The organism is Polyangium mundeleinium, assembly GCF_028369105.1.
Taxonomy (GTDB): Bacteria; Myxococcota_A; Polyangia; order Polyangiales; family Polyangiaceae; genus Polyangium; species Polyangium mundeleinium.
In genome coordinates this window covers 5,217,415-5,240,815 of the sequence record NZ_JAQNDO010000001.1, presented here as the reverse complement: position 1 = coordinate 5,240,815, position 23,401 = coordinate 5,217,415, and the positions used below count along the sequence as shown (strand labels likewise).

21 protein-coding genes are annotated in these 23,401 nt (G+C 68.4%); 9 read left to right on the top strand and 12 right to left on the bottom strand.

Annotated features, from left to right (window positions below):
• The first annotated feature begins 16 nt into the window (after positions 1–16).
• From POL67_RS20925 to POL67_RS20915, 3 genes are all read left to right on the top strand, one after another.
• Positions 17–823 carry a hypothetical protein gene (locus POL67_RS20925; RefSeq protein WP_271919700.1) on the top strand — a complete coding sequence of 269 codons (807 nt, stop codon included), beginning with the start codon at positions 17–19 and terminating at the stop codon, positions 821–823.
• 157 nt (positions 824–980) lie between these two features.
• Entirely contained in the window at positions 981–1,661 is a 681-nt protein-coding gene (locus POL67_RS20920; protein ID WP_271919698.1) for a hypothetical protein, read from the top strand.
• A gap of 471 nt (positions 1,662–2,132) precedes the next feature.
• Complete coding sequence (locus POL67_RS20915) at positions 2,133–3,437, top strand: M1 family metallopeptidase (RefSeq protein WP_271919696.1); 1,305 nt, start codon at positions 2,133–2,135, stop codon at positions 3,435–3,437.
• 3 nt (positions 3,438–3,440) lie between these two features.
• Here the strand turns inward: POL67_RS20915 and POL67_RS20910 are convergent, their stop codons facing one another.
• A complete protein-coding gene (locus POL67_RS20910; protein WP_271919694.1) occupies positions 3,441–3,947 on the bottom strand; it encodes a hypothetical protein in 507 nt (168 codons plus the stop codon).
• 25 nt (positions 3,948–3,972) lie between these two features.
• Complete coding sequence (locus POL67_RS20905) at positions 3,973–5,310, bottom strand: DUF4403 family protein (protein ID WP_271919692.1); 1,338 nt, start codon at positions 5,308–5,310, stop codon at positions 3,973–3,975.
• A gap of 114 nt (positions 5,311–5,424) precedes the next feature.
• Between POL67_RS20905 and POL67_RS20900 the strand changes: the two genes are divergently transcribed.
• From POL67_RS20900 to POL67_RS20890, 3 genes are all read left to right on the top strand, one after another.
• Positions 5,425–6,132, top strand: coding sequence for an AgmX/PglI C-terminal domain-containing protein (locus POL67_RS20900; RefSeq protein WP_271919690.1), 708 nt, complete (start codon positions 5,425–5,427; stop codon positions 6,130–6,132).
• A gap of 68 nt (positions 6,133–6,200) precedes the next feature.
• Positions 6,201–7,586, top strand: coding sequence for an adenylate/guanylate cyclase domain-containing protein (locus POL67_RS20895; RefSeq protein WP_271919688.1), 1,386 nt, complete (start codon positions 6,201–6,203; stop codon positions 7,584–7,586).
• Positions 7,583–9,154, top strand: a complete 1,572-nt coding sequence (locus POL67_RS20890; protein ID WP_271919686.1) for a POT-type proton-dependent oligopeptide transporter — start codon at positions 7,583–7,585, stop codon at positions 9,152–9,154. The genes POL67_RS20895 and POL67_RS20890 overlap by 4 nt, the downstream gene beginning before the upstream one ends.
• Here POL67_RS20890 and POL67_RS20885 read toward each other — a convergent pair.
• Genes POL67_RS20885 through POL67_RS20875 form a run of 3 tightly spaced genes read right to left on the bottom strand, consistent with a single transcriptional unit; the run spans position 9,139 to position 12,517 of the window.
• Positions 9,139–9,939: a ribonuclease H-like domain-containing protein gene (locus tag POL67_RS20885; RefSeq protein ID WP_271919685.1), complete on the bottom strand. Its 801-nt coding sequence runs from the start codon at positions 9,937–9,939 to the stop codon at positions 9,139–9,141. The two genes, POL67_RS20890 and POL67_RS20885, sit on opposite strands and share 16 nt — an antisense overlap.
• Positions 9,936–10,916 carry a serine/threonine protein kinase gene (locus POL67_RS20880; protein ID WP_271919683.1) on the bottom strand — a complete coding sequence of 327 codons (981 nt, stop codon included), beginning with the start codon at positions 10,914–10,916 and terminating at the stop codon, positions 9,936–9,938. The genes POL67_RS20885 and POL67_RS20880 overlap by 4 nt, the downstream gene beginning before the upstream one ends.
• On the bottom strand, positions 10,913–12,517 hold the full coding sequence (locus tag POL67_RS20875) for a PAS domain S-box protein (protein ID WP_271919681.1): 1,605 nt from the start codon (positions 12,515–12,517) through the stop codon (positions 10,913–10,915). The genes POL67_RS20880 and POL67_RS20875 overlap by 4 nt, the downstream gene beginning before the upstream one ends.
• Before the next feature lie 81 nt (positions 12,518–12,598).
• Here POL67_RS20875 and POL67_RS20870 point away from each other — a divergent pair, with 81 nt between their 5' ends.
• Positions 12,599–13,378, top strand: a complete 780-nt coding sequence (locus POL67_RS20870) for a chlorite dismutase family protein (protein ID WP_271919679.1) — start codon at positions 12,599–12,601, stop codon at positions 13,376–13,378.
• A 407-nt stretch (positions 13,379–13,785) separates the two neighbouring features.
• On the opposite strand, the gene POL67_RS20865 is transcribed toward POL67_RS20870, so the two are convergent.
• Positions 13,786–15,474 carry a serine/threonine-protein kinase gene (locus POL67_RS20865; RefSeq protein ID WP_271919678.1) on the bottom strand — a complete coding sequence of 563 codons (1,689 nt, stop codon included), beginning with the start codon at positions 15,472–15,474 and terminating at the stop codon, positions 13,786–13,788.
• Positions 15,475–15,534: 60 nt separating this feature from the next.
• Entirely contained in the window at positions 15,535–15,780 is a 246-nt protein-coding gene (locus tag POL67_RS20860) for a hypothetical protein (protein WP_271919676.1), read from the bottom strand.
• Between the two features lie 92 nt (positions 15,781–15,872).
• On the opposite strand from POL67_RS20860, the gene POL67_RS20855 reads away from it, so the two are divergent.
• Complete coding sequence (locus POL67_RS20855) at positions 15,873–16,841, top strand: hypothetical protein (protein WP_271919675.1); 969 nt, start codon at positions 15,873–15,875, stop codon at positions 16,839–16,841.
• On the opposite strand, the gene POL67_RS20850 is transcribed toward POL67_RS20855, so the two are convergent.
• From POL67_RS20850 to grxD, 5 genes are all read right to left on the bottom strand, one after another.
• Positions 16,838–18,106 (bottom strand): PAS domain-containing protein, encoded by a 1,269-nt coding sequence (locus POL67_RS20850; RefSeq protein ID WP_271919673.1) that lies wholly within the window; start codon positions 18,104–18,106, stop codon positions 16,838–16,840. The genes POL67_RS20855 and POL67_RS20850 overlap by 4 nt on opposite strands.
• Positions 18,107–18,215: 109 nt before the next feature.
• Positions 18,216–18,491 carry an N-ATPase subunit AtpR gene (locus POL67_RS20845; RefSeq protein ID WP_271919671.1) on the bottom strand — a complete coding sequence of 92 codons (276 nt, stop codon included), beginning with the start codon at positions 18,489–18,491 and terminating at the stop codon, positions 18,216–18,218.
• Positions 18,488–20,188, bottom strand: coding sequence for an amidohydrolase (locus POL67_RS20840; protein WP_271919669.1), 1,701 nt, complete (start codon positions 20,186–20,188; stop codon positions 18,488–18,490). Before POL67_RS20840 ends, POL67_RS20845 begins: the two co-directional genes overlap by 4 nt.
• Positions 20,189–20,551: 363 nt before the next feature.
• A complete protein-coding gene (locus POL67_RS20835) occupies positions 20,552–20,812 on the bottom strand; it encodes a BolA/IbaG family iron-sulfur metabolism protein (RefSeq protein WP_271919667.1) in 261 nt (86 codons plus the stop codon).
• 21 nt (positions 20,813–20,833) lie between these two features.
• Positions 20,834–21,769, bottom strand: a complete 936-nt coding sequence (grxD, locus tag POL67_RS52865) for a Grx4 family monothiol glutaredoxin (RefSeq protein ID WP_276075846.1) — start codon at positions 21,767–21,769, stop codon at positions 20,834–20,836.
• Positions 21,770–21,960: 191 nt separating this feature from the next.
• On the opposite strand from grxD, the gene POL67_RS20820 reads away from it, so the two are divergent.
• Complete coding sequence (locus tag POL67_RS20820; RefSeq protein WP_271919665.1) at positions 21,961–23,394, top strand: vWA domain-containing protein; 1,434 nt, start codon at positions 21,961–21,963, stop codon at positions 23,392–23,394.
• Positions 23,395–23,401 lie beyond the last annotated feature (7 nt).

Here is a 23,401-nt window from a genome sequence, read left to right as displayed (position 1 = left end):
GCCTGATGTCGTCACGGTGCACGATTACAAGGCTCTACGGCAGGTTCTCGTCGACGTCATCATGGACGTTGACGACGCTCGTCTGCCTCTCCTCCTCCAGCTCCTCCTCGCCTACAAGGTCGAATGGTTCGAGGATCGCTGGGACGAGTACACGGACGACGACTTCGAGTCCGCGCATTTGATCCTCGTGACCGATACCTTCGAAATCTGCGTTCTCGGAGGCCCGCGGTTCGGCACGGATTACGACCTGTCGAATGCGTGCCCCGCGTGCGGGGCGGGGATGCGGCAGACCTCGGCGTACGTGCTCGATGGTGCCGACGCCGAGAGCATGGGAAAGCTCGGAAAGTTTCGCGCCGTGGATAGCTACAGCGACATCCTGGTCGACCATCGGCTGGCAGAGACCCTCGAAGGCGCAGGCCTCTCGGGGCTCTCCTTCCGGAGCGTCTACACCCGGCAGAAAGACATGCGTCAGATCAAGCTGCCCTGGCGGCAGATGTGGGCGTCCCACATGCTGCCCCCCATGTCCCGGCGGTCGACGGGGGTCTCCTGGGACCGCGTGTGCAAGTCGTGCGGGCACAGCAAGGTAGAGATGACGCACCCAGGGCCCCTGCGCGTCGCCTACCGCGCCCAGGATCTCGCCGGGGCCCAGGACGTGAACCGGATGTGGGAGCACTTCGGTCTCGCGCGGTGGAACGGCGACCTGAAGACAGCCGTACTCTCGCAACCCAGGTTCCTCGTCACCCCCAAGGTCTGGCGTATCTTCCGCGACGCGGGCGTGAAGGGGTTCCAGTGGTTGCCCATCCGCGTCGTCGAGGACGAGTGACGGGTCGGCAGCGCAGGCAGCATTCCACGTCGCCCGTCGCATCTCCCTTGCCCCCTCCCTGCCAACCCCTGTAACCTCCCACCCCATGCGCCACATCTCTCTTGTCGCTCTATTCGTCGGATTAAACGATCTCCTCACAAATCGAAAAGCCGCTCTCGTGAGCTTCGCCTCCGGCGCCGCCAGCACCAAGCTCCTCACGGCCAAACACGACGCCCTCGCCAAGCTCCCCTCCGTCGCCGCGGGCCGGCCCCTCGTCGACGAGCTCGACGCTGCCGACATCCGCCATGATGCCCTCGGGTATGCCCTCTGGCACCTCCTCGAAGCGTACGACCGCCACCCTGACATCCCCGAGCACATTCGCGCAGCCGCCCGGAAAATCCGCGCCGCTTTTATTCCCACCCTCGAAGACCTCGGGGCCAGTTATCCGGCCGAAGCCAAGGCGGCCATGGACCGAAAGCCGGCGCTCGCGAGCCTGCAATCGGAGCTCGCGCTGTTCCCCGTCGCCGGCGGCGGCACCCTCCACGATTGGGCCGACAGTTTCCTGAATGCCGGCGTCGCCATCGATTCTCTCCTCAGCGCCCGCGCCGATCTCGAAACGAAGACCCGCAAAGACGCGACCCGCCTCCGCGGAGAGGTCATCGGCCTCCTGAATCGCACGCGGAAAAACCTCGCCCTGGAGCTCCAGGAGGATCCGAGCCTGCCCAAAGACATCGACGCGCGTGTCTTCGGTTACTTCGACCTCCTCGAAAAGAGCGCCGCTCAGGCGCAAAAGGGCAAGGCTTCGCCCGAGATTCCTCCCCCGCCCTCCGCCCCCGAGGCGACGGCCGCCACCCCGTAGCTCCTCGGACCTGCTCCCCTCCCTCGGCGCCGCGCCCGACGAGCTCCTCCGACCTGCCCCGATCCCCCTTCGCCGGCACGCGCGATGAGAGCCGAGCATGTCCCCGGCGCCGCCCCGCGCCCACACCGAGCTTCTCCGACCTGCTGACGTACCCCTTCACCGGCACGAGCGAGCTTCTCCGACCTGCCCGCGTACCCCTTCACCGGCATGAGCGAGCTTCTCCGACCTGCTCGGAGGGGATGGGCTCGGGTGCTCCGGGCAGGTCCGACCTGCTCGGAGGGGGGTCGTTCCGGGGGTTCGAGCAGGTCCAAGGAGGTGCCGATGGGGACCGCGTCGCTCGGCGGGCAGCTCGGATGAGCATCGGCCCCCCGCGCCTCGGTCGTCCGAGCAGGTCGAAGAAGCAATGCCCCGCCGAAATGCCCCGAGCCGGCGCCGTTGACCTCTGCGCCGCCCGGCTCGTACCCTGGCCGAATGAAGCACCTCTTCACGCTCGCTTGGGCCTCGCTCCCCCTGCTCCTCCTCGCCGGCTGCGGCGACGGCAGCGGAGAGGGGCCGGAGCCCGGTCCCATCCCCGTCGCGCCAACGCAAAACCTCGACCGCGATATCCTCTCGACCGCGCTCGCCCTCGACGTCACGGCGCTGACCGGCGAGGCCACGATCGTGCTCGCGCCCGCGGAAAAGCCGGGCGCCTCGTTCGAGGTGGACGGGCTCGTGATCCAAAGCGTCGAGGATACGAGCGGGCGGCTCGAATATGCGGTCCAGGAGGGAAGGCTCGACGTGGGCGTGAAGGCGAGCGCGGAGAACACCACGCTCCAGATCAAGTACGCATACACCACGCAGAAGAACTTCGACGGGTATCTCGCCGAGGGCGTGAGTTTCCTGTGGCCGCGCTTCTGCGGAAACCTCTTTCCGTGTAAATCCGTGCCCTCGGAGGGCGTGAGCTTCGAGATGGCGCTCGCGGGCGTGCCCTCGGGCAAGCAGGCCGTCTTCCCGGCCGAGATCCCGGCCGACGCGCCCACGTACATGCCAGCCTTCGCGCTCGGCGTATACACGTACGTCGCGCTCGGTACGACCACGGCAGGCACGAAGGTGGGCGTTTATCACCTGCCCGGGGAGGAGGCGGCCGCGACCGAAGGGACGAAGGATCTCGCGGCTGTCTTCGATTGGTTCGAGACGACCTATGGGGCGTATTCGTTCGGCGGCGCGGTCGCGTCGGTCTCGGCGGACTGGGGTCCGGGCGCCTACGGCGGCATGGAGCACCACCCGTACTGGCATGTCGCGCGCGACGCGATGAACGATCCGGAGGTGCACGCGCACGAGGCCGCGCACGGCTGGTTCGGCAATGGCGTGCGAATCTCTTGCTGGGAGGATTTCGTGCTCTCCGAGGGCACGGCCTCCTACCTCGCGGCGCGCGGGCTGGAGGCCGTGGGCGGGCAGGCCGTGGGCGAGAAGATCTGGAGCGATTACCAGACGAGGCTCGACGACGTGATCCAGGACGAGGACACGGTCCTCATGCTGGACACGTGCAATACGATCGACCTCATCGTGCATCCCTTGTGGTCGAACGTCACCTACATGAAAGGCGCGTTCTTCTACCGGGCCGTGGAAGCCCAGGTCGGCCGGGACAAGCTCGACGCGGCGCTCGCGAAGTTTTACGGGACGTTCAAGAACCGCGCGGCCCGCATGCAGGACATGATCGATACGATCGAGGCCGAGACGGGCGCGGACATCTCCGTGCACGTCGAAGGCTGGCTCAAGGGGCTCGGAAAGCCCTGACGATCATTGCTTCGGCTTCCACGCCGCAATCGCCCCGCGCCACGCCTCCGCGTCGCGCAGGGGCGATTGGTTCGTGAGCTCCGCAGTCATCTGGATCTGCATGAGTTGATTGTCCGTCGCGTACGCGAGGTGCACGACGCTCGTCTGCTCGGTGAACTGCCGGCACCAGACGCACGTCCCCTGCACCCACACGCGCTCGGACTCGATGAACACCTGCACCTTGCCCATCGAGCCTTCGAGCTTCTGCGCGCCCTCCGGCAAGCCCATGCGGCGACCCACGGTCACGATGCCGACATGGCCATCCTTCCCGCATCCAGCGTTCGGGCCCGCGTAATCCGCCTGGTCCGCCGCCGGGCAAGGTTGGCCGAGCTGCGCAAACTCCGGCGGCAGAGGCGCAAGGACCTGCGGCGTCTCGGCGGGCGGCTCGGGTCGAATGGAGCCGTCGTCCGCCGACGCGCAGGAAAACGAGAAACCAGCGAGAAGGAGGGGCACAAGGAAGGAGGCGCGCATGCACCTACCTACCACGCGGGGTGGGCTACGGACAGGGCATGTAGACCGACGCGATCGCGTTCGTGGTCACGTAGACGCGCATGTACGTGCCGTGCACGTGGACGCTGCTGACCTCGATCTTGTGCACCTGGGCCTTCATGCAGCCCTGGCCGCTCGCGAACGAGATGTCGTTCGAGAGCTTGTCGCGCACCGCCTTGAGGCGCTCGCCGATGTCGAGCCGCAGCGCATCACGCGCCTGATCGCGGATCTTGTCCCCGTCCATCGAGGCCTTGAGCTTGAAGAGGAAGCTCTTCGTCTCGATGGTCGGTTCGAGGTCCGGGATGCGCAGCTCGTTGTCCACGACCGTCGGGTGGCCGGTCATGAAGAGGTCGCCGTCGAGGTCCAGGCTGACGGGGTTGTCGACGTGCCCAGCGATGTGGAGCTTGAGCACGAGTTGATCCTTCGCGGCGTAGATCTCGGGCTTCTCCATGTAGAGCTTCGGGTGCTCCTTCGAGAAGAAGAACTTCCCGTCGGTGAACACGAGGCCCATCGCCTTCGCGAGCTCGTCGTACTTCGCGACGATCGGCACCGTCACCGTGAACGGGCCCGGCTGGAGCGTGGCGACGTTGGCGAGCGGCGGCAGCTTCGCGTCGGGGTTCGGCGGCGCGCAGGGGATCGTGACCGAAGGCGCGACGACGAGCGCGAGGTCTTTTTCGAAGCCACCCGCGAGGACCGTCGGCCCCGCCTCGACGGAGACGACCTGGAGCGCCGCGCAGCCGTTCGCGTCGCCGAGCGGAAGCTCGATGGGGCGCGACAGGCGGCCATGGGCCTCGGCGAGCGTCGGATAGAGGTCGTACTCGAACGCCTCGAGCTTCTCCTTCACCGCCGCCTTGACCTTGCCGAGGATGTCGGCCGCCGCGTCCGCGGCCTTGATCACGCGGTCGTCGCTCTTCACGGTGACCTCGAGGGATTGCAGCTTCGCCTTGTACTCGCTCGTGACCACAGGCTCGGCGAGGATCGAGAACTCGAGCGGGACGTCGAGGCTGCCAATGGGCATCTCCGCGTTCGCATCGACGTGCAGGTCGAGCGCGATGCGGCCCTGGTTGAAGCGCACCGTGATGCCCCCGCGGTTCCACGTGTACCTGCGCTCGTTGCCGAGCATCGGGAACGTGCCCTCCCCCGTGCGCGGGACGGCCGTTTCGAGCTCACGCTGGAGGTGGGCCCCCGTGATCGTCGCGTGCACGACGACACGCGAGGGGACGGGATCGGAGACGGGCTCGCCAGGCGTGGCCGGCGGGCGAGGCGGATACACCGGCGTGCCCGCGCCGCACCCGGCAGAGGCGACGACGGCGGCGACGAGGACGGCGAGCGAGGTTCGCGACATGGTGGGTGCAAAAGAAGACGGACGGGACGCGCGTGTCAACTCCATCGAGCGGCAGGAACGAACACCTCGCGGCGGGTATTTCCGGCCCGCGTCCGTCATGGTAGGGCCGATCGCGTGGCACCGTCGCGCCTCGCCTTCGCCGCCTCCGCTGCGCTCCTCGTCGCCTGCGCGGCCGAACCGCCTCCGCCCCCGAAGGCGGCCGCGCCCGTGGAGACGCGCGCCGAGGCGCCACGCCCCGCGGCGCAGGCGCAATCGGAGATCGGGGGCCTCAACGAGGAGGCCGTGGAGCGCTCGTTCGGCAAGATGCAGGACTCGATTCAGTCTTGTTTTGCCAAGGGCGCTGCGAAGGTGAGCGCGCTCGGCGGGCATTTCAAGATGAAGCTCCGCATCGATCCGCAGGGCGTGGTGAAGTGGGTGTACCTCGGCGAGACCACGCTCGGCGATCGGGACACCGAAAAATGCCTGCTCGACGCGGCCCGCGCGAAGAGCTGGCCCTTGCCCGTCGGCGGCGATGGGCTCGCGGAGAAATCGTTCGACCTCGATCCTTCCCAGGCGCCGAAGGATCTCGATCCGGCGAAGCACAAGATGGCCATCGCGCTCGCCGCCAAGGAGACCACGAAATGCCGCAAGCGTGGCACCTGGGGCACGGTCTTCGGGGTCACGACGTACCTGCGTGTCGATGGACGGCCGATCGCCGTGGGGATTGCCCCGCCAAACGAGAAAGGCGAGGAGGTCGTCGATTGCATGGTGAAGATCATCCAGAAGATCAAGTTCAGCGGGACGGGCCGAAAGATCGGAAAGCTCGTGTTCGACCTCCGCTGAGGCGGATGTAATTTTCTCCTGTACGAACGTCGTTGCGGAGGCGGCCTTCGGCTTGCTAGGGTCGAGGCATGGCGGGCGCGGAGAAAGCCCTCGTGTGGCTCTTCGGCGCGGGGGAGCGCCAGGGCGGCTACCCGGAGTCGTTCGACGCCGAGCTTGCCTTTCAGTCGTGGAAGATCCTGCGGGTCTCGGGGCTCATCTGCGCGCTCGCTTGGCTGCCGTACTTGCGGCTCGACGAGGCGCTCCACCCCGAGATCCCTTCGCTCTTCCTCCTGCGCCTCAGCCTCACCATGGCGGGGGCCCTGGCGATCCTCTTTTCGCTCTTCCCTTCGGCGCCGCGCCATGCGAGCCGCGCGCTCTTCGCGCTCTGCTTGAGCCTCGAGTGCGCGACGGGGCTCATCACGGGGCTGACCAGCGGCAAAAGCCCTTACCTCGGCGGGTTCTTGTTCGTCCTCATGCTCGTGCCGCTCGCGCCGCTGCGGCGACGGTATGCGTGGGGCATGCTCGGCGCGGCGATTCTCGTCTTCTGGGTGACGGGCAAACTCGCGGGCATGGACTTCGACGGGCCCGAGCGCAACTACGCGCTCCAGGACCTCAGCGCCGCGGTCCTCGTCTCCGGGGTCTTCGTGCACCTCAGCGACCGGCTGCGGCGGCAAGGCTGGACCAAGGGGAGCACGATCCAGCATCAATCCGAGGAGATCGCGCGGGACAAGGCGAAGATCGACTCGCTGCTCTGCAACATCCTGCCCGCGCCCATCGCCGGCGAGCTTGCGCGCGAGGGCTCGGTCAAGCCTGTCTTCCACGAGGAGGCGACCATCGTATTCGCCGATTTCGTGGGCTTCACGGCGAAGGCCGCGACGATGCCGCCCGAGGCGCTCGTCGCCACGCTCGACGCGTATTTCTGCCGCTTCGACGCGATCGCGGATCGCTCGGGCGTGGAGAAGCTGAAGACCATCGGCGACGCGTACATGGCCGCGGCGGGACTGCCGGCGCCGACACGAACGCACGCCGTTGATGCTTGCCTGTTTGCGCTCCGGATCCGGCGCGACGTCGAGGGTCATGACGCGTGTTTCCAGGGCGTGCGTATCGGCGTGCACTCGGGGCCGGTCATGGCTGGCATGGTCGGCTCGAAGAAGTTTGCCTACGACGTGTGGGGCGACACGGTGAACACGGCGAGCCGCATGGAGTCGTCGGGGGAGCTTTGGCGCATCAACGTCTCGCGCATGACGTACGACCGGGTGAAGGACTTTTTCGAGCTCACGGCGCGCGGGGCGGTGTCGGTCAAGGGCAAGGGCGAGCTCGACATGTATTTCCTGGAGCGCATCCTGCCGGCGCTCAGCCGGGACGAACAGGGCGTCGAGCCGAACGACGTGTTCTGGGAGCGCTACCGCGCGCTGCAATCGAATGTGCTTGTCTCGGGCGGCGATCCCCGGAAGGATGCACGCCGCGCACGATGACGACCGAAGTTTCGGAAGAGCCCCGGATCACCACCCAAAACGGCAAATACCCGAAGTCGATCCCGTCCATCATCGGAAATGAGGCGTGCGAGCGCTTCAGCTTCTACGGGATGCGGAACATCCTCACGGATTTCCTGATCGGGTATCTCTTGCTCGACCTCGTGGAGAAGGATCGGGCGGGGGCCGCGAAGGAGGTCTTCCACATCTTCGTGATGGGCGTCTATTTCTTCCCGCTGCTCGGCGGGTGGATCTCGGATCGCTTCCTCGGCAAATACCGCACGATTTTCTGGCTCTCGCTCCTCTACTGCGTGGGGCACGGCTGCCTCGCGGTCTTCGAGGGGAACAAGACGGGGTTTTACGCGGGCCTCTTCCTGATCGCGCTCGGCTCGGGCGGGATCAAGCCGTGCGTGTCGTCGTTCGTCGGCGACCAGTTCGACCAGTCGAACAAGCACCTGGCGCGCGTGGTGTTCGAGGCGTTTTACTGGGTGATCAACTTCGGCTCGTTTTTCGCATCGCAGCTCATGCCGAGGGCCCTCAAGCACTGGGGGCCGGCCATCGCGTTCGGGATCCCGGGCATCCTGATGTTCATCGCGACGCTCATCTTCTGGATGGGGCGCAAGAACTACGTCGTCGTCCCCCCCTCCCCCGCCGATCCCCATTCCTTCGGCAGCATCGCGTGGACGGCGCTGCAAAAGGGCCGCGGGGCGGGGCGCGTGCTCGCGGTCCTCGGCGCGCTCGGGTTCGTCGGCTCCTTCTTCCTCATTCCGACGCTCGGGTTCGTCGCTTCGTTTTGCCTCGCGCTCGTGGTCTTCCTCGTGCTCGCGGGCCCGGGCGTGATGCTCTCGCTCGAAGCGGCGCGCGGGACGCACCCGGACGAGGACGTCGAGGGCGTGCGCTCGGTGATGAAGGTGCTCGTGGTCTTCGCGCTGGTGACGCCGTTCTGGTCGCTCTTCGATCAAAAAGCCTCGACGTGGATCATCCAGGGCAAGGCGATGGTGCTGCCCGGGTGGAGCATTCTGGAGACGGCGTCGCAGATGCAGGCGGTGAACCCGCTGCTCGTGATGCTGCTCATTCCGTTCAACAATGCCGTCGTGTATCCGCTGCTCCGGAAGATCGGGGCGAATCCGACGCAGCTCCGGCGCATGACGGCGGGCATCGCGATCGCGGGCGTCTCGTGGATCGTGATCGGCGTGCTCCAGCGCTGGATCGACGCGGGGGAGAAGGTCTCGATCCTCTGGCAACTCGTGCCGTACACGATCCTCACGATCGGCGAGGTCCTCGTCTCGACGACGGGCCTCGAATTCGCTTATAGCCAGGCACCGGCGAAGATGAAGGGCACGCTGATGAGCTTCTGGTCGCTCTCGGTCACGGTCGGCGGGTTATGGGTGCTACTCGTGAACGCCGGCATGAAGAACGAGCGGCTCACGAGCGCCATCTCGGAAGCAACGGGTCTATCGACGACGGCGTTCCAGATGTTCTTCTTCGCGGGCTTCGCGTTCGTGTTCGCGTTCGCGTTCGGCGCGTATGCGATGCGGTACAAGAGCGTCGAGCATTATCGGAAGGCGTGAGCGGCCGGCTCGCCTTCCGGAGTCGGGCTCTCGCGCGGCCCCTCGCCTTCCGCAGCATCGGCGGCGGCAAGCAGGAAAATCTCACGGTTGATCGCGGGGCGCAGGACGGCGAGGCGTTCGTCCCCGTCGACGTGCGCGAGCAGCGCGCGGGCGGCGTCGCGGTATTCGTGGAGCGAGAGATCGCCACGGCAAACGAGGAGGCGCAAAAGGATCGCGGCCTCGGAGGCGACGTCGGCGAGGTTGTAGCGGCGCACGGCCTCGCGCCCCTCCTCGCCGCTCGCCCATAGGCCCTCGACGTCGGAGCCGTCGACGCCGATCTTGCCAGGCCAGCCGCAGAGGCACGCGAAGGAGGCCATGCGCGAGGCGCGGCCGGCGCCGCGCATGCTGACGGCGTCCTGGAGATCGAGGTGGTTTTGCCCGCGATAACGATCTTCAAAGTCGCGGTTCCAGAGCCAGGGCGCGACGACGCCGTGGCGGATCGCGCGGGCGAGGACGAGCGGCAGGTCGAAGCCGCGGCCATTCCACGAGACGAGCACGGGACGCTTGTCGCCGACACGTTTGACGAAATCACGGACGATCGCCGGTTCGTCGCCGCCATTCGGCCCGCCGAGCAGGCGCGGCGGGAAGACGCGGACCCCTTCGTCCTCGACGACGATGGCCAGGGTGGCGCCGGAGACGATCGCGAGGTGGGAGACAGCGGGTACACGATCCGGATCGGCGCCCTCGGGGAGCGGGTTGCCCGCGTCGAGGATGGCCTCGAAATCGAAGACGACGTACGTGGTCATGCCTCGAAGCCCCCGCGCTCCTGGGTGATCATTTGAACGATCTGCTCGAGATCCCGCGTCTCCTCCTCCCAGTACGCCTCGGTGCCGAAATGGGGGAACGTGCGCGGGAAGATGGGGTCGTGGAAGCGGCGGGCGATCCAGGCCGCATAATGGACGCGGCGCAGGCCACGGAGCGGCGTCGCGAGGCGCAAGCTCTTGCGATCAAATGCGCGGAGGACCTCGTACCCTTCGAGGAAGCTTTCGAGGGCGATGCGCGCCTCGACGCCCTCGCCGGGCAGGAGCAACCAGAGATCCTGCACGGCCGGGCCCACGACCATGTCGTCGAAATCGACGACGGAGAGCACGCCGTCGCGCAGGAGCAGGTTCCCGAGGTGCAGGTCGCCGTGAATGCGGTGGACGGCCGTGCCTTGGATGCCCTCGTCGACGAAGTCCGCGATCGTGCGCGCGGCGCGCTCGTACCGCGCGAGGAGGCGCGCCGGGATCGAGCCCTTGTCGCGGAGGAAGGCGACGTTCTGCCGGACGAACGCGTCCGCGTCGAGGCGGACGCGATGCGCAGCCGGCCGCGCAGCGCCGACGTTGTGGATCCGCGCGGCGAGCATGCCGAGGCGCTCGAGGAGGTCGGTGTCAGGTTCGTCCGGGGCGCGGCCGCCCATGCGCGGGAAGAGGCAATAGGAGATGCCGTCGATCGTGCCGAGGGTGCCGCCGCCGCGCAGCGTTCGAGGGAGGCACACCGGGACCTCGGCCTCGGCGAGATCCGCGAGGAAGAGGTGCTCTTCGAGGATCTGCTCGGGGCTCCAGCGGCCCGGCCGATAGAACTTCGCGACGAGCCGGGAGCGGTCTTCGAGCTCGACCTCGTAGACGCGGTTCTCGAACGAGTTCAGCGGGTAGCAGAGCGGGTTCACGGGGAAGCCCGCATCCTCGACGGCTTCGAGGACTTTGTGGGGTGTGAGCGAGAGGAAGAGGTCGGTCGTGTTCATAGGCGCCGCCGCGGCGAGTGCCGGAGGGCGTAGGTGATACCATCGCGGAGGGTGGCGCGCGTCGCCAGGCTGCCGAGATCGGCGCCGAGGTCGACGAGCGTGCGGGCGATCGAGGGCTGGATGCCCGTGATGACGACGTCGGCGCCGAGGAGGCGGATGGCCTGCGCGACCCGGACGAGCGCTTCGGCGACGGACACGTCGGCCTCGGGGACGCCCGTGACGTCCACGATGGCCACACGCGCGCCCTGGGCGACCACGCCCGCCGCGATCGTCTCCAGGATGCCCGCGGCGCGATCGCCCGTGATGCGGCCGATGAGCGGCGTGACGAGGATGCCTTCGCCGATGGGGATGAGCGGCGTGGAGAGCGCGCGGAGGGTCTCGTCCTGGGCCTGGATGAGGCGCGCCTGGGCCTCGTTCTGCCGCTGCACGTCCTCCGCGTGCTTGCGCGCCGTCACGTCGACGACCGCAATCTGCGTGGCCTCCTCGCCCTCGAAGAGGATGGGCCGCGCGGCGACGTCCGCGTAGATGACAGTGCCGTCCGCATGGAGGTACCGCTCTTCGATCGGCGGGAGCGCGATGCGGCCGTCTTTGCTCTTTCGCAGGCGATCGAGGAGGAGCGCGTGATCGTCGGGGTGCACGATGCGCATGACGTTCATCCCGACGAGCTCGTCGCGCGGCACGCCGAGGAGGCGCGAGAGGGCCTCGTTGACCCAAAGAAACACGCCGCCCTTGTGCACGGCGAGCGGGAGCGGAGCGAGCTCGGTGAGCCCACGCCATCGCTCCTCGCTCTCGCGCAGCGCCCGCATGGCCTGAACCTCGGCCGTGACGTCCTCGAAGACCGCGAGGATCTGCTGGATCTCGCCGCGCTCGTCGCGCACGACGACGCTCGACAGGCGGGCGTCGATGACCTCGCCCGTCTTCTTGACGAACTGGGCGTCGGCGCCGTCGACGCGCCCCTCGCGCCGGAGCCGCGGGAAGTGCTCGGCAAGGGCGCGCTTGCGCGTCTCCTCGGTGACAAACTCGATCGAGCGGCGGCCGAGGACCTCGTCGCGGGTGTAGCCGAGGAACTCGAGCCAGCGATCACTCACGGTCGTGAGGCGGCCCTCGTGATCAAGCGAGTGCATGAGGGCCGGGGTGCGCTGGTAGATGTCCTGGTAGCGCGCTTCGAGCGCCTCGAAGGCGCGGCGCTCGGTGGCGCGGCGCTTCTCGTAGACGGCGACGGCAGTGCGCACGAGCTCATCGGCGACCAGCTCGGCGCGCATGATGACCTCGCCGGCGAGCTCGGCTGTAGGGAGGCTGCGCAAGGCGATGCGGGACACGGTGCGGCGGCCGATGGAGATGCCGTGAAGGACCTCCAAGAGCGACGCGCCTTGCTCCTGCCTGCGCGTGAAGACTTCGAGCCCATAGGTGCGCAGCGCCTCGGGCTTCACCTCGTCGAGGGCGTCGAGGTAGAGGTCGATCAAGCGGGCGGCCATGGCGAGCTGCGCGCTTCGTGGAAACGCGCTGTAGAACGGGGCCACCTCGAGGATCTCGCCGATCAAGGTCTCGATGAGGTTCTCCCGCTCGGGGAGAAGTGCCGCCTTGAGCGTGCTCGTCTCCATATCTTCGGCTTCTAGCATGGTGCCGCCGCGGCGGCCGATCCGGCCTTGCAGCCTGCCACCGAGGCAGGTAGCCCTTGCAACATGAGCGAAGCGACTCCGGGCGGACGGCCCGCCGGACACGGCCATGGCCAGGGCAGCGAAGACCTCCCCTCGATCGACGTGAGCGAGCGCGGCGCACCGCGGGACGGGCAGCCGCAAACGATGGATCGGCGGCTGTTCATGCAGCTCCTGGTCTACCAGGTGCCGGGGCTCTCGAAGCTGTCCGAGCTGCGCACGCACGCGCAGGCAATCCGCAGCGCGATCAAGAGCAAGGGCGCGGGCGCAGTCGTCTACGAGGACGTGAACGATCCGCACAGCTTCGGGTTGCTGACGTGGAGCGAGGATCCCGGGGCGTTCGTGGAGGTGGTGCGGCCTGCGCTCGTGGAATCGGGGCCGGCAGTTTCGCTTCGCCCGGACATGACCATGCTCGGGCGCACGTATTCGACGGGCTACGAGCAGGATCTCGAATACTGGCTGCTCCGGCGTCCCGCGGAGACGGTGGCGAACCCGGCGTGGCCGTGGGCGGTGTGGTATCCGCTGCGCCGGAGCGGGGCGTTCGCGAAGCTCGAGCCGCGGGAGCAGGGCTCAATCCTGCGCGAGCACGGGACGATCGGAAAAGCCTACGGAGCAAAGGACCTGGCGCACGACATCCGGCTCGCCTGCCACGGGCTCGACGCGCGGGACAACGAATTCGTGATCGGCCTCGTGGGCAAGGAGCTGCACCCGCTCTCGCACATCGTACAGGGGATGCGAAAGACACGACAAACGAGCGAGTTCATCAGCCAGATGGGGCCGTTCTTCGTGGGAAGAGTGCTCGGCTGATCAAGCCGAGCCCTGAGCATGGGTCTCATCTTGGGGGCGCTGCGCTGGGGCGTTGCCCCAGGCCCCACCCGGGGCTGTCCGCCCCGGGACCCGGACCAGGGCCAGCCCTGGACCTTTGGTGGAAGAGCTGCGCTCCGCGCAGCTCTTCCAACGGGCCCGTGACAAGACCACGGACGTGCATGTCTAGCTGGTGACGGGGCGTTGCCGATCGAGCCGTCAGCGCTGCGGTCCTGGTGGGCAGGGTCGTGGCTGGTCTTGACTGCGGCTGTTCGATGAACTGCGCAGAGCGCAGTTCATCGACCCCGAGTCCAGCGCTTGCGCTGGTTCGGGTCGAGGGGCGAACAGCCCCCGCGGGGTCCGGGGCGGCGCCCCGGCGCGACGGCCCCCTGCTCAGCGCTCGCGGGACTTCAGTACGAGACGTCCATTTCGAGGATGACTGTCTGGATGCCCTCGATCACGCCGTCGCGGCGGGTCGGGTAGACGGTCACGGACGTGCGCTTGTGCGACACGAGGTCGACGAGCGTCGAGATGTAGCCTGATTGCAGCGGGGAGTACCAGGGAATGGCCCACGCTGGGATGCCCCGCTGCACGAACGTGATCGTGCCTGGCGAGAACGAGTTCGCCTCCCATTCGCCGAAATCGTAATACCGCTGGGCGATGAGGCGGAAGCGCGAGGGGAAATCGTCGATCGAGCGGCCCTGGACGAACGAACGATACGCGTGGTCCGCGTCGTACTTCGCCTGCGCGCGGCCCTGGCCTTGCGCGAAGATCTCGAGCTGCACGTTCGCGAGCGAGGCGCACCCGGCGCTCGCTGCGACGAGCGGGAAGAAATCGTAGAAGCTCGACGCGAGGAACGGCTGGGCGAGGTATTCGCGCAGGATCGGATCACGGAACGTATTCGTGAGCGACTGCATCCCGCCGTCGAGGCGCGTCGAGACATAATGGAGCATGCCCTTGTAGGCGATGCCCTTCACCCGGAACGGGCTCCGGCCTGCCGGGCGCGGCAGACGCTCGAACCAGCGACGATCACTCGCGGGAGAGACGCTCGGCGGCGGGAGATCGACCATGCGGCTCGATCGAGGCTCGGGCGGCGGCGACGAGGGGCGCTGGCTCGCGGACTCGGAGAGCTCGCGGAGCGAGGAGAGGCCGGGCATCGTCGCCGCCATGCCGAGCGTCGGGTCCGAGGAGGGCGGGGCCGAGGGTGGGATCGACGGGAAGACGTCCGCATACGTGCGGGAGCGGATGGAGGGCGGCGGGGGCTCGACGCTCTTCATGTTGGAAAGGGCGTCGAGCGCGGCGGCCACGGCGGCGCCGTCCGTGGGGCGTGCGCCGGGCTCCTTGGCGAGCATGCGGGCGACGAGGGCGTCGAGGGCCTCGGGGACGTCGTGCCGGCTCGACCGCAGCCGCGGCGCGTCCTCGGCGAGGAGCTTCGTGATGATGGCCATCGGGTGCGGGCCGTGGAAAGGCGGTTGGCCCGCCAAACATTCGTAGAGGAGGCAGCCGAGCGAGAAGACGTCGGCGCGGGCGTCGACGTACCGTTTGTCGCCGCGCGCTTGCTCGGGCGCCATGTACCCGGGGGTGCCGAGGACGTTGCCGGTGCGGGTGAGGCCGCTCGACGCGTCGTCGAGGCGAGCGATGCCGAAATCGAGGAGGCGGACCTTGTCGATTGCGCCGTCGACGAGGAAGACGTTGCTCGGCTTGACGTCGCGGTGGACGATGCCGCGCGCGTGGGCGGCGCCGAGGGCCACGGCGACACGACGCGCGAAGTCGAGGCTCTCTTCGAGGCGCAACGGCTCGCGGGCGAGGCGCCGATCGAGGCTCTCGCCTTCGAGCCACTCCATCACGAGGTAAGGCTCGCTTTCGGACGAGATGCCGTGCGTCACGTAGCGGACGACGTGCGGGTGCTCGAGCCCCGCGAGGGCCTTGGCCTCCTTGAGGAAGCGGGCCTGCGAGGTCATGTCCGGCGCGTGGAGGACCTTGATCGCGACGAGCTTCGTCGTCTGCCGATCGAGCGCTCGGTACACCGATCCCATGCCGCCGACGCCGGCGCGCTCCAGAATGGCGAAGCGTCCGTCAACGACGTCTCCCGTGCGCATGGGACCGGATGATGCCCGAAGGACATCCGCGGCATCAAGGTGCTCGTGCGCGCTTCGCGTTCAGGCGACCCGGATCACCTCGTCCGGTTTCTGGGTAGGCGCCGGAGGATCCCGGATGACGGGCGGCGCGGGCGGCGGCTCGCCGGGGACCGGGCTCGGCGCGGGTGGCTCCTCGATCGGGCCCTTGCGGATGCGGGGCTCCTCGATCGGCCCCTTGCGGATGCGGGGGTCTTCGGCCGGCGGCGGCGCCTCGGGTCGCTTGGACGGACCATGGGGCGATTTTTCCTCCGTTACGGTGATGGTCATGCCCCGACGAACGCAAGCCTGGTGCCCCGGGCGCGTGTGCCTCCTCGGTCGGGCGCTTTACCGGGCCGATAACGACGGGTATCCTGGCGGGCATGGACCTCGAACGGATGCTGGAGAACTGCCGGCGTGATCAGTGGCGCGTCGGCGACCTCGACTGGAGTCGGAAGGCCCGGGCCATGTCGCGGGAGGACGAGATCGCGATCGTGCAGCTCTTCACGGACATGTCGGGGATCGAGCGGCTCGCGGGCGCGCTCTTCCGCGAGCAGGAGCGACGCGTGGAGGATCCGACGCTGAAGGCGATCTTCCGGTCGTTCGTGGTCGACGAGGTGCGGCACGCGCACGCGGCGCAGATGCTCGCGGACTTTTATGACGTGCACCATTACAAGCTGTATCGACAGAGCCCGAGCCTGACCGCGTTCGCGCCTCATTTCGTGGACGCGATCCATTATCTGAGCGACGACGTGGCGAACGCGTACATCGTGGCCGGGGAGCTCATCCTGGACATCGCGCTGCTCCGGTCGATCAACGATTTCGTGCACGACGAGATGAGCCAGGCGGCGATGACGCTCATCAACCGCGACGAGTCGCGCCACATCGCGATCGACTACTACATGGCCGAGTATTACGGGTCCGAGGCGTACGAGCGGCGGATGGCCGAGCGCCAGACGAAGCTCTCGCTCGCGGAGCGGGCCCGGGGCGCGAAGGCGTTCGTGTTCATGCTGCATTCCGCGCATCCGTTCATCCGCGACGTGTTCCTCGATCCGATGAACTTCGTCGATCCCGAGGGCAAACGGCTGCGGGACGCGTTCAAGCGGATGCAGCTCCTCGGGCGGAAGGAGGAGACGCCGCGGCGGCCGTTCACGCGGTTCTTGCGGCTCTTGCAGGACGGGGTCGATCACCCGATCACGGGCAGGCTGCTCGGCGATCTGTTCGGCCGCGTCGGAGGCGTGGGCAAGGAGTTCATGGCCCGGCAATACGACGACAAGGAGCTCACGCGCGTCCGGCGCATGACGTACGAGGAAATGGCCAACGAGGCGCTCTCCGCGAAGGAGACGAACTAACGTTTGACGCGCATCGCGCCGCGGCCGAGCGCGAGGGCGATGCCGCCCTGGAGGGTGCTCCGGGTGCGCATGCGTCCGAGGTCGGCGCCGATCTCGACGAGGGTGCGAGCCATCGCCGGCTGAATGCCCGTCAAGACGATCTCGGCCCCGAGCAGCTCGACCGCGCGCGCGGCCTGCACGAGGACGCTGGCGACGTGCTCGTCGACGACGGGCACGCCCGTGACGTCGAGGATGACGATCGACGCCTGGTTCTCCGCGATGCCGGGGAGCAACGTCTCGAGCACCTGATCGGCGCGGCGGGCGTCGATGTTGCCGATGAGCGGCATCACCACGACGCCCTCGGCGATCGGCAGGAGCGGCGTCGAGAGGGCGCGGAGCGTGGCATCCTGAAGGTGCAGCATTTCCTCCTGGAGCTTTCGCGCGCACGCCTCGGCTTCCTTTTGCTCGCTGACGTCGACCGAGATGCTGCACACGGCCATGGGTTTGCCCTCGGCGTCCCGGAGGGGGAATTTCGTGGTGACGAACGTGGCGACGCCGTTTTCGAGGGGGATCACGTCGTCCCGCACGATCGCCTGGCCGGTCCGGAGCACCTCGGCATCCGAGGCCGTGTACTTCTGCGCGATCCCGGACGGAAAAAGCTCCGCGTCGGTCTTGCCGAGCAGATGCGCGCGGTCCATCCGGGCGAAACGCTCGACCTGGCCGTTGACGAGCACATAACGGCCCGCGAGATCCTTCGCGTACATGAGCGAGGGCGCGTTCTCGACGATCTCGAGCAAGAACCGCTGGCTCTCCTCCAGCGCGCGTTGCGCCCGGAGCCGCTCGGTCACGTCGAGGTTCACCTCGACCGTGTACCGCTTTCCGTGGACGTCGACGGGCTGGAACGAGGTCTGCGTCCAGACCTTCCGATCCTCGGTGCGCTCGATCCCCGCCTCCGCCGTATCGTACGAGGTGGGCGGCATGAGCACGGCCTCCCCACGCAGGGCCCGCTCGAGGTGCGCGGCATACCCCCGGGCCACGGCCTCCGGGTCCTGGAACAGGTTGTGTTTGCCGACGACGAGCTCACGCGAGGGGATGGCGAGCATTTCCCGATCGACTCGGTTGATCTCGACGAGCCACCCCTCGGCGTCATGGACGCCGGCCGGGACGGGCAAATGCTCGAAGAATGCCTGGTAGAGGTCCGCGCGGTGCTTCGCGGCCTCGAGCGCCGCCTCGAGCTCGGTCACGCGCGCGCGAAGCCGCTCGACCTCCTCTTGCAACCGCTGCATTTCCTGGACGTCCATTCTCCCCCATCGATGGATAGGACCCCTCCCCAGCGACCGTTCCTTAGAACGATCCGGGGCTGCCGTACAGAAGGATTCGATTGCGGCCGGCGTGTCAACTTTGTGGCAGCTTCACGCCACGGCGGCGTACGAGCCGCGCGACGACAAATCCGAGGAGGGAGGCGAGGAGCGGCATGGAGCCGGATTTTCCAATCAAGCCAAACCCGACGCAAAGGAGGACGAGGCGGAGGACGAAGATGATCGTGGGGCGCGCGCGCTCCCCCGTCTCGCGGTGAATTCGCTCGCCCTCGGCAATGGCCTTGGCATGCGCCCAGCCGAGCGCGAATCCGAGGGCGAGGAAGAGGAGCACGCGAAGGACGAGGTTCGTCACGGGGCCTCCGGTTTCGGGATCGCGGCGCCGAACGCCACCTTGCCGCCCAGGATCACGCGGTCGATCTTCGCGTCGAGCAGCGATCGATCCGCGGCGAGGGCCCCGGCAAAGACGGTCAGATCGGCGACGTAGCCGGGGGCGATGCGGCCGTGGGTGGCCTCGGTGAAGGAGGCGTAGGCCGGGCCCGCGGTAAAGGCGGCGAGCGCCTCGTCGAGGGTGATGCGTTGCTCGGGCAAGAAGCCGCCCGGCGGGGCGCCCGAGGGATCCTGGCGGCTGACGGCGGCCCACAGGCCGAGGAGGGGCGAGGGCTCTTCGACAGGGAAATCGGAGCCGAAGACGAGACGCGCCCCGCTGTCGAGCAGCGAGCGCCAGGCATACGCGCCGCGCAGACGGTCGGGGCCGAGGCGCGCCGGGGCCCAGGGCATGTCGCTCGTGGCGTGGGTCGGCTGCATGGAGGCGAGGACGCCGAGCGCGGCGAACCGCGGAAGATCCTCGGGCGCGAGGACCTGCGCATGCTCGATACGAAAACGAAGCGCGCGCGCCCGGCCCTCGCCGAGGGCGGCGAAGGCGTCGAGCACGTCGCGGTTGGCGCGGTCGCCGATGGCGTGCACCGCAAGCTGGAATCCCGCGTCGGCGATGATATGCGCCGATTCGGTGAGGGTTTTCCGGTCCGTGATCGAAATGCCCACGCTCTTCGGCTCGTCGGCGTAGGGCGCGAGGAGCGTGGCGCCGCGGGAGCCGAGGGCGCCGTCGGCGAAGAGCTTGACCCCGCGCAGGACGAACATGGACGTGCCTTGCGGGTCGATGTCGGGTTTTCGTTGCGACAAGGCGGAGAGGTTCGGCCCGCCCGCCAGATAGGCAACCACGCGGATCGGGAGCCGGCCCTCGGCCGCGAGCTTGCGGTAGACAGCGACGGTCGCGTCGTCGATGCCCATCTCGTGCACGCCCGTGAGCCCGAGCGAAAGAGCGCGTTCGGAGGCGCGCAGGATGCGGCGCTCGGTCACCTCGGGTGGTTCGCCGGGGATCTTCGCCGTGACGAGATCCATCGCATTGTCGATGAAGACGCCGGTGGGCGCGCCGGCCGCGTCACGTAGAATGCGGCCGCCCGGGGGATCGGTGGTCTTTTCATCGATGCCGGCGAGGCGCAGGGCCGCCGCGTTGGCCCATAGAGCGTGACCGTCGATGCGGGTGAGCGCGACGGGGTGATCGGGGACTGCGGCGTCGAGCGGGGCGTGCGTGGGAAACGCGGCGGGAGTGAAAAGATTTTGATCCCAGCCGCGGCCGGTGATCCATTCGCCCGAGGCGCGGCCTTTTGCCTCGGCCGCGACGAGCCGGGCGACGTCCTCGGGGCTCTTCTTGCCGCGCACGTCGAGGCTCTCGAGCGCGGCGCCGAGGCCGTGGAGGTGGCAATGGCCGTCGACGAGGCCGGGGATCACGGCGCGGCCGGAGAGCCGCTCCACGCGGGTCTCCGGCCCGATGAACGAGCCGACCTCGGCATCCGTGCCGACCGCGACGATTCGATCGCCCCGCACGGCGATCGCACTGGCCTCGGGGCGCGCCGGATCCATCGTGCGGACGGCGCCGCCCAGGAACACGAAATCCGCGGGAGGTCGTGATTGCGGGGCGGGCGCGGGGGAAGCCCCACAGCCGAGGGCCAGGGGCGCGAGGGTCGCCGCGAAGAAGGCGCTTCGGAACATCGCGCCCACTCTAGCAGCGCGGGGTCGCATGGGTCTCCTCGTGAAGCCGCCTCGCTGGGGCTTTGCCCCAGGCCCCAGCAGGGGCTGTCCGCCCCTGCACCCGGACCAGCCAGGGGCTGGACCCAAGCTCGATGAACTGCGCGATGCGCAGTTCATCGAACAGGCCCGGTCAAGATCGGCAGCGACCCTGCCAACCGAGACAGCCGCGCGGCTGGTTCGGCTGGCAACCTGGGTTCTTCGTCGGCCTGTTTGAAAAACTGCGCGGAGCGCAGTTTTTCAACCCTGGGTCCAGCGCCTCGCTGGTCCGGGGTCGAGGGGGCGGACAGCCCCCCGCGGGGTCCGGGGCAGCGCCCCGGCGCGGCGTCAGGAGGGGACGCGGGTATTCAGCTTGTCGACGGCGTGGACGGGGGCGTCGTTGCCTGCCATGAGGTGCGCGATCGCGCCGAGGACGAGGCGGTGCTTCTCCAGCGTGTTCTTGCCCGCGAAGACGACGCTGGTGACGGAGATCTCGAAATGCCCTCCCCCGCCCTGCACCTCCACCACGGCGTCGCTGATCTTTTCCTTGATGGCCTGCTCGATCGCCGCCGGGATCGAGCCCTGGAACGTGGTCATGTGGTAGGACACGCGCGCTTCCTCCGAAATTCGTCAATACCGCGGAACCGAGGGATCCACCGCGACCGACCAGGCGTCGATGCCCCCCTCGAGGTTGTATACCTTGGAAAAACCTCGCCCCACGAACGCCTCGGCCGCCGAGCGGCTGCGGCCGCCGTGGTGGCAATGGAAGACGATGGGCGTGTCCTTGGGCAGCGCTTCGAGACGCTCGAGCTCGGCCTGATCGAGGAGCTTCGCCTGCTCGATCCGCGCAATGGCGCGCTCTTTGTCGGTGCGGACGTCGACGAACTCGAAGCGCTCGCCCGCGTCGAGCATCTCCTTCAGCTTGCGCACGGAGAGCTGACGGACGCGCGGCGGCTCGTTCGGGTTCTCGATCCGGAAGCCGGCGCCCTCGGGGCCGTCCACGAAATCGATGGAGACGCCGTCGGCCCGGCGCGCGCTCGTCGGGTCGACGAGGACCGTGAGGCCCCCCGCGTCGACCTCGAGGTCGCCCTCGGCGCGCGGCCCGAAAAACAGCCCATACTCGAAGCGCGGGCTCACCTCGAAGCGGAGCAGCTCGCCCGGCGCGTCGGCCGCGGCCTCGGTGAACGCGCGCTTGGCCGCCTCGCTGATCGTGATCTTCGGCGCCTTGACCTCGCTGCCGCCGCCCGCAGACCCGCCGAGCTTCTGCGCGAGCTCGCCGCTCTCACGCATCTCCCGGATGATGTCGGCCCCGCCGACGAACTCGCCGTCGATGTAGAGCTGCGGGATCGTGGGCCAGCTCGCGTAGGCCTTGATGCCCTCGCGAATCTCGGGATCTTCGAGGACGTTCACGGTCGTGTAGCTGGGCAGCACCGCGTCCAGGATCTGCACGACGGCGCCGGAGAACCCGCATTGCGGAAATCGGCGAGAGCCCTTCATGAAGAGCACGACGCGGTCGGACCGGACGAGCGCCTCGATACGCTGCTTGAGCGGTTCACTGAGATTCATCTGTTTCCCTCGATCGGTCGGGACTGTCGCACGTCTCGAAACGTGACGCTACGTCATTTAGACCGAACGGTCTGCTCGTCCGTAGACGTGCGCCACTGACGTTCGTCGCCCCGCGCGCTCCCCCTCGCGAGCGCCCGAGGGGCGATGTTTCCACGCGCCGGGCGTCCGGCGCGTGCCGGGAGAAGTGTGTCATGACGAACCGATGGCTCCGTGTCCCCCGCACCCGCCGCGCGCTCGCCGCGAGCCTGCTCGCGCTGTGCGCAGGAGGGCTCATCCTGCACAGGGCGCCGCTCGGCACGCGGACGAATGTGGCGTTCGCGAGCCCGAGCGAAGGAGGCGCGGGCGCGACGTTCTCGGGGCCCGGCGCGCGCGGGTCGATCACGTTGACGCAATCGCGCGTGTTCGGCGGGAGCGAGGCGCGGATCTCGGCGGTGCTGCGGATCAAGGCCGACCCGGCAGACACGCGGGAGCGGGCGCCGCTCGCGCTCGCGATCGTGCTCGATACGTCGGGCTCGATGAAGACCGAGAGCAAGATGAAGCAGGCCAAGGAAGCCGTGGTCGAGCTCATCCGCGAGCTGCGCGACGACGATCAGATCACGTTCGTGCGGTACGCGTCGGACTACGAGGTGCTGCAGCCGCTCGCGCGCGTGGGCGACGTGCGCGAGCGGCTCCTCGCGGTCATCTCGGAGCTCTCCGCGAGCGGAGGGACGAACATCCCGCCGGCGCTGTCGCAAGGGATGGGGACCCTGGCGGACGCCTCGCCGGGGCGCGTGAAGCGGGTGGTCTTGGTGAGCGACGGGCTCGACAACGGGCGCATCGAGGCAACACGGATCGCGCGGGACGGCGTGGAGGATCGGGTGACGGTGTCGTCGCTCGGGATCGGGCTCGACTTCGATCCGGGGTACATGGGCGGGGTCGCGGAGGCAGGGCGCGGGAACTTCGCGTTCGTGAAGGACGGCGCGGCCCTCCGGACGTTCCTGCGCCGCGAGCTCGAAGAGACGGCCGCGACGACGGTCGAGGCGACGGAGGCGCGGCTCGTGCTGCCCGAGGGCGTGCGGTTCGTCCGGGCGATCGGCGCGGAGGCGCGGACGGAAGACGACGGGCGTGAGGTGAGGTTGCGGATCGGCTCGCTCTTCGCGGGCGACGAGCGGCGCGTGGTCGTGGAGCTCGCGGCGAACGCGGAGGCAGGGGAAAAGCTCTCGATCGGCGGCGAAGTGGGCTGGTCGCTCGTGGGCGGAGAGCGGACACGCGTGGCGCTGTCGCCGCTCGATCTGCAAGGGACGGCCGACGCGCGGGAGGCGGAGCGCAGCGTGGATCGGGCGACGTTCGCGGAGGCGACGAGCGCGCTCGCGTCGAGCCGGCAAATCGAGGCGGCCGCGGCGCTGGAGCAAGGGGACATGCAGGCGGCGCAGCGGATCGTCGAAGAGAACATCGGCGCGCTGAAGGCCGCAGCGGCGGCGGCGCCCGCGCCGGCCGCGACGGCGATCCAGGCGCAGGTGGACGCGTACGAGCGGGACAAGAAGGAGATCCACGCGGCGCCGCCGAAGAGCGCGGGCGCGAAGGCGGCGGCGCGGAGCATGGCCGACAAGGAGTTCTCGAACCTCGGCCGCGCGGCTTCGTACTGAACGACCA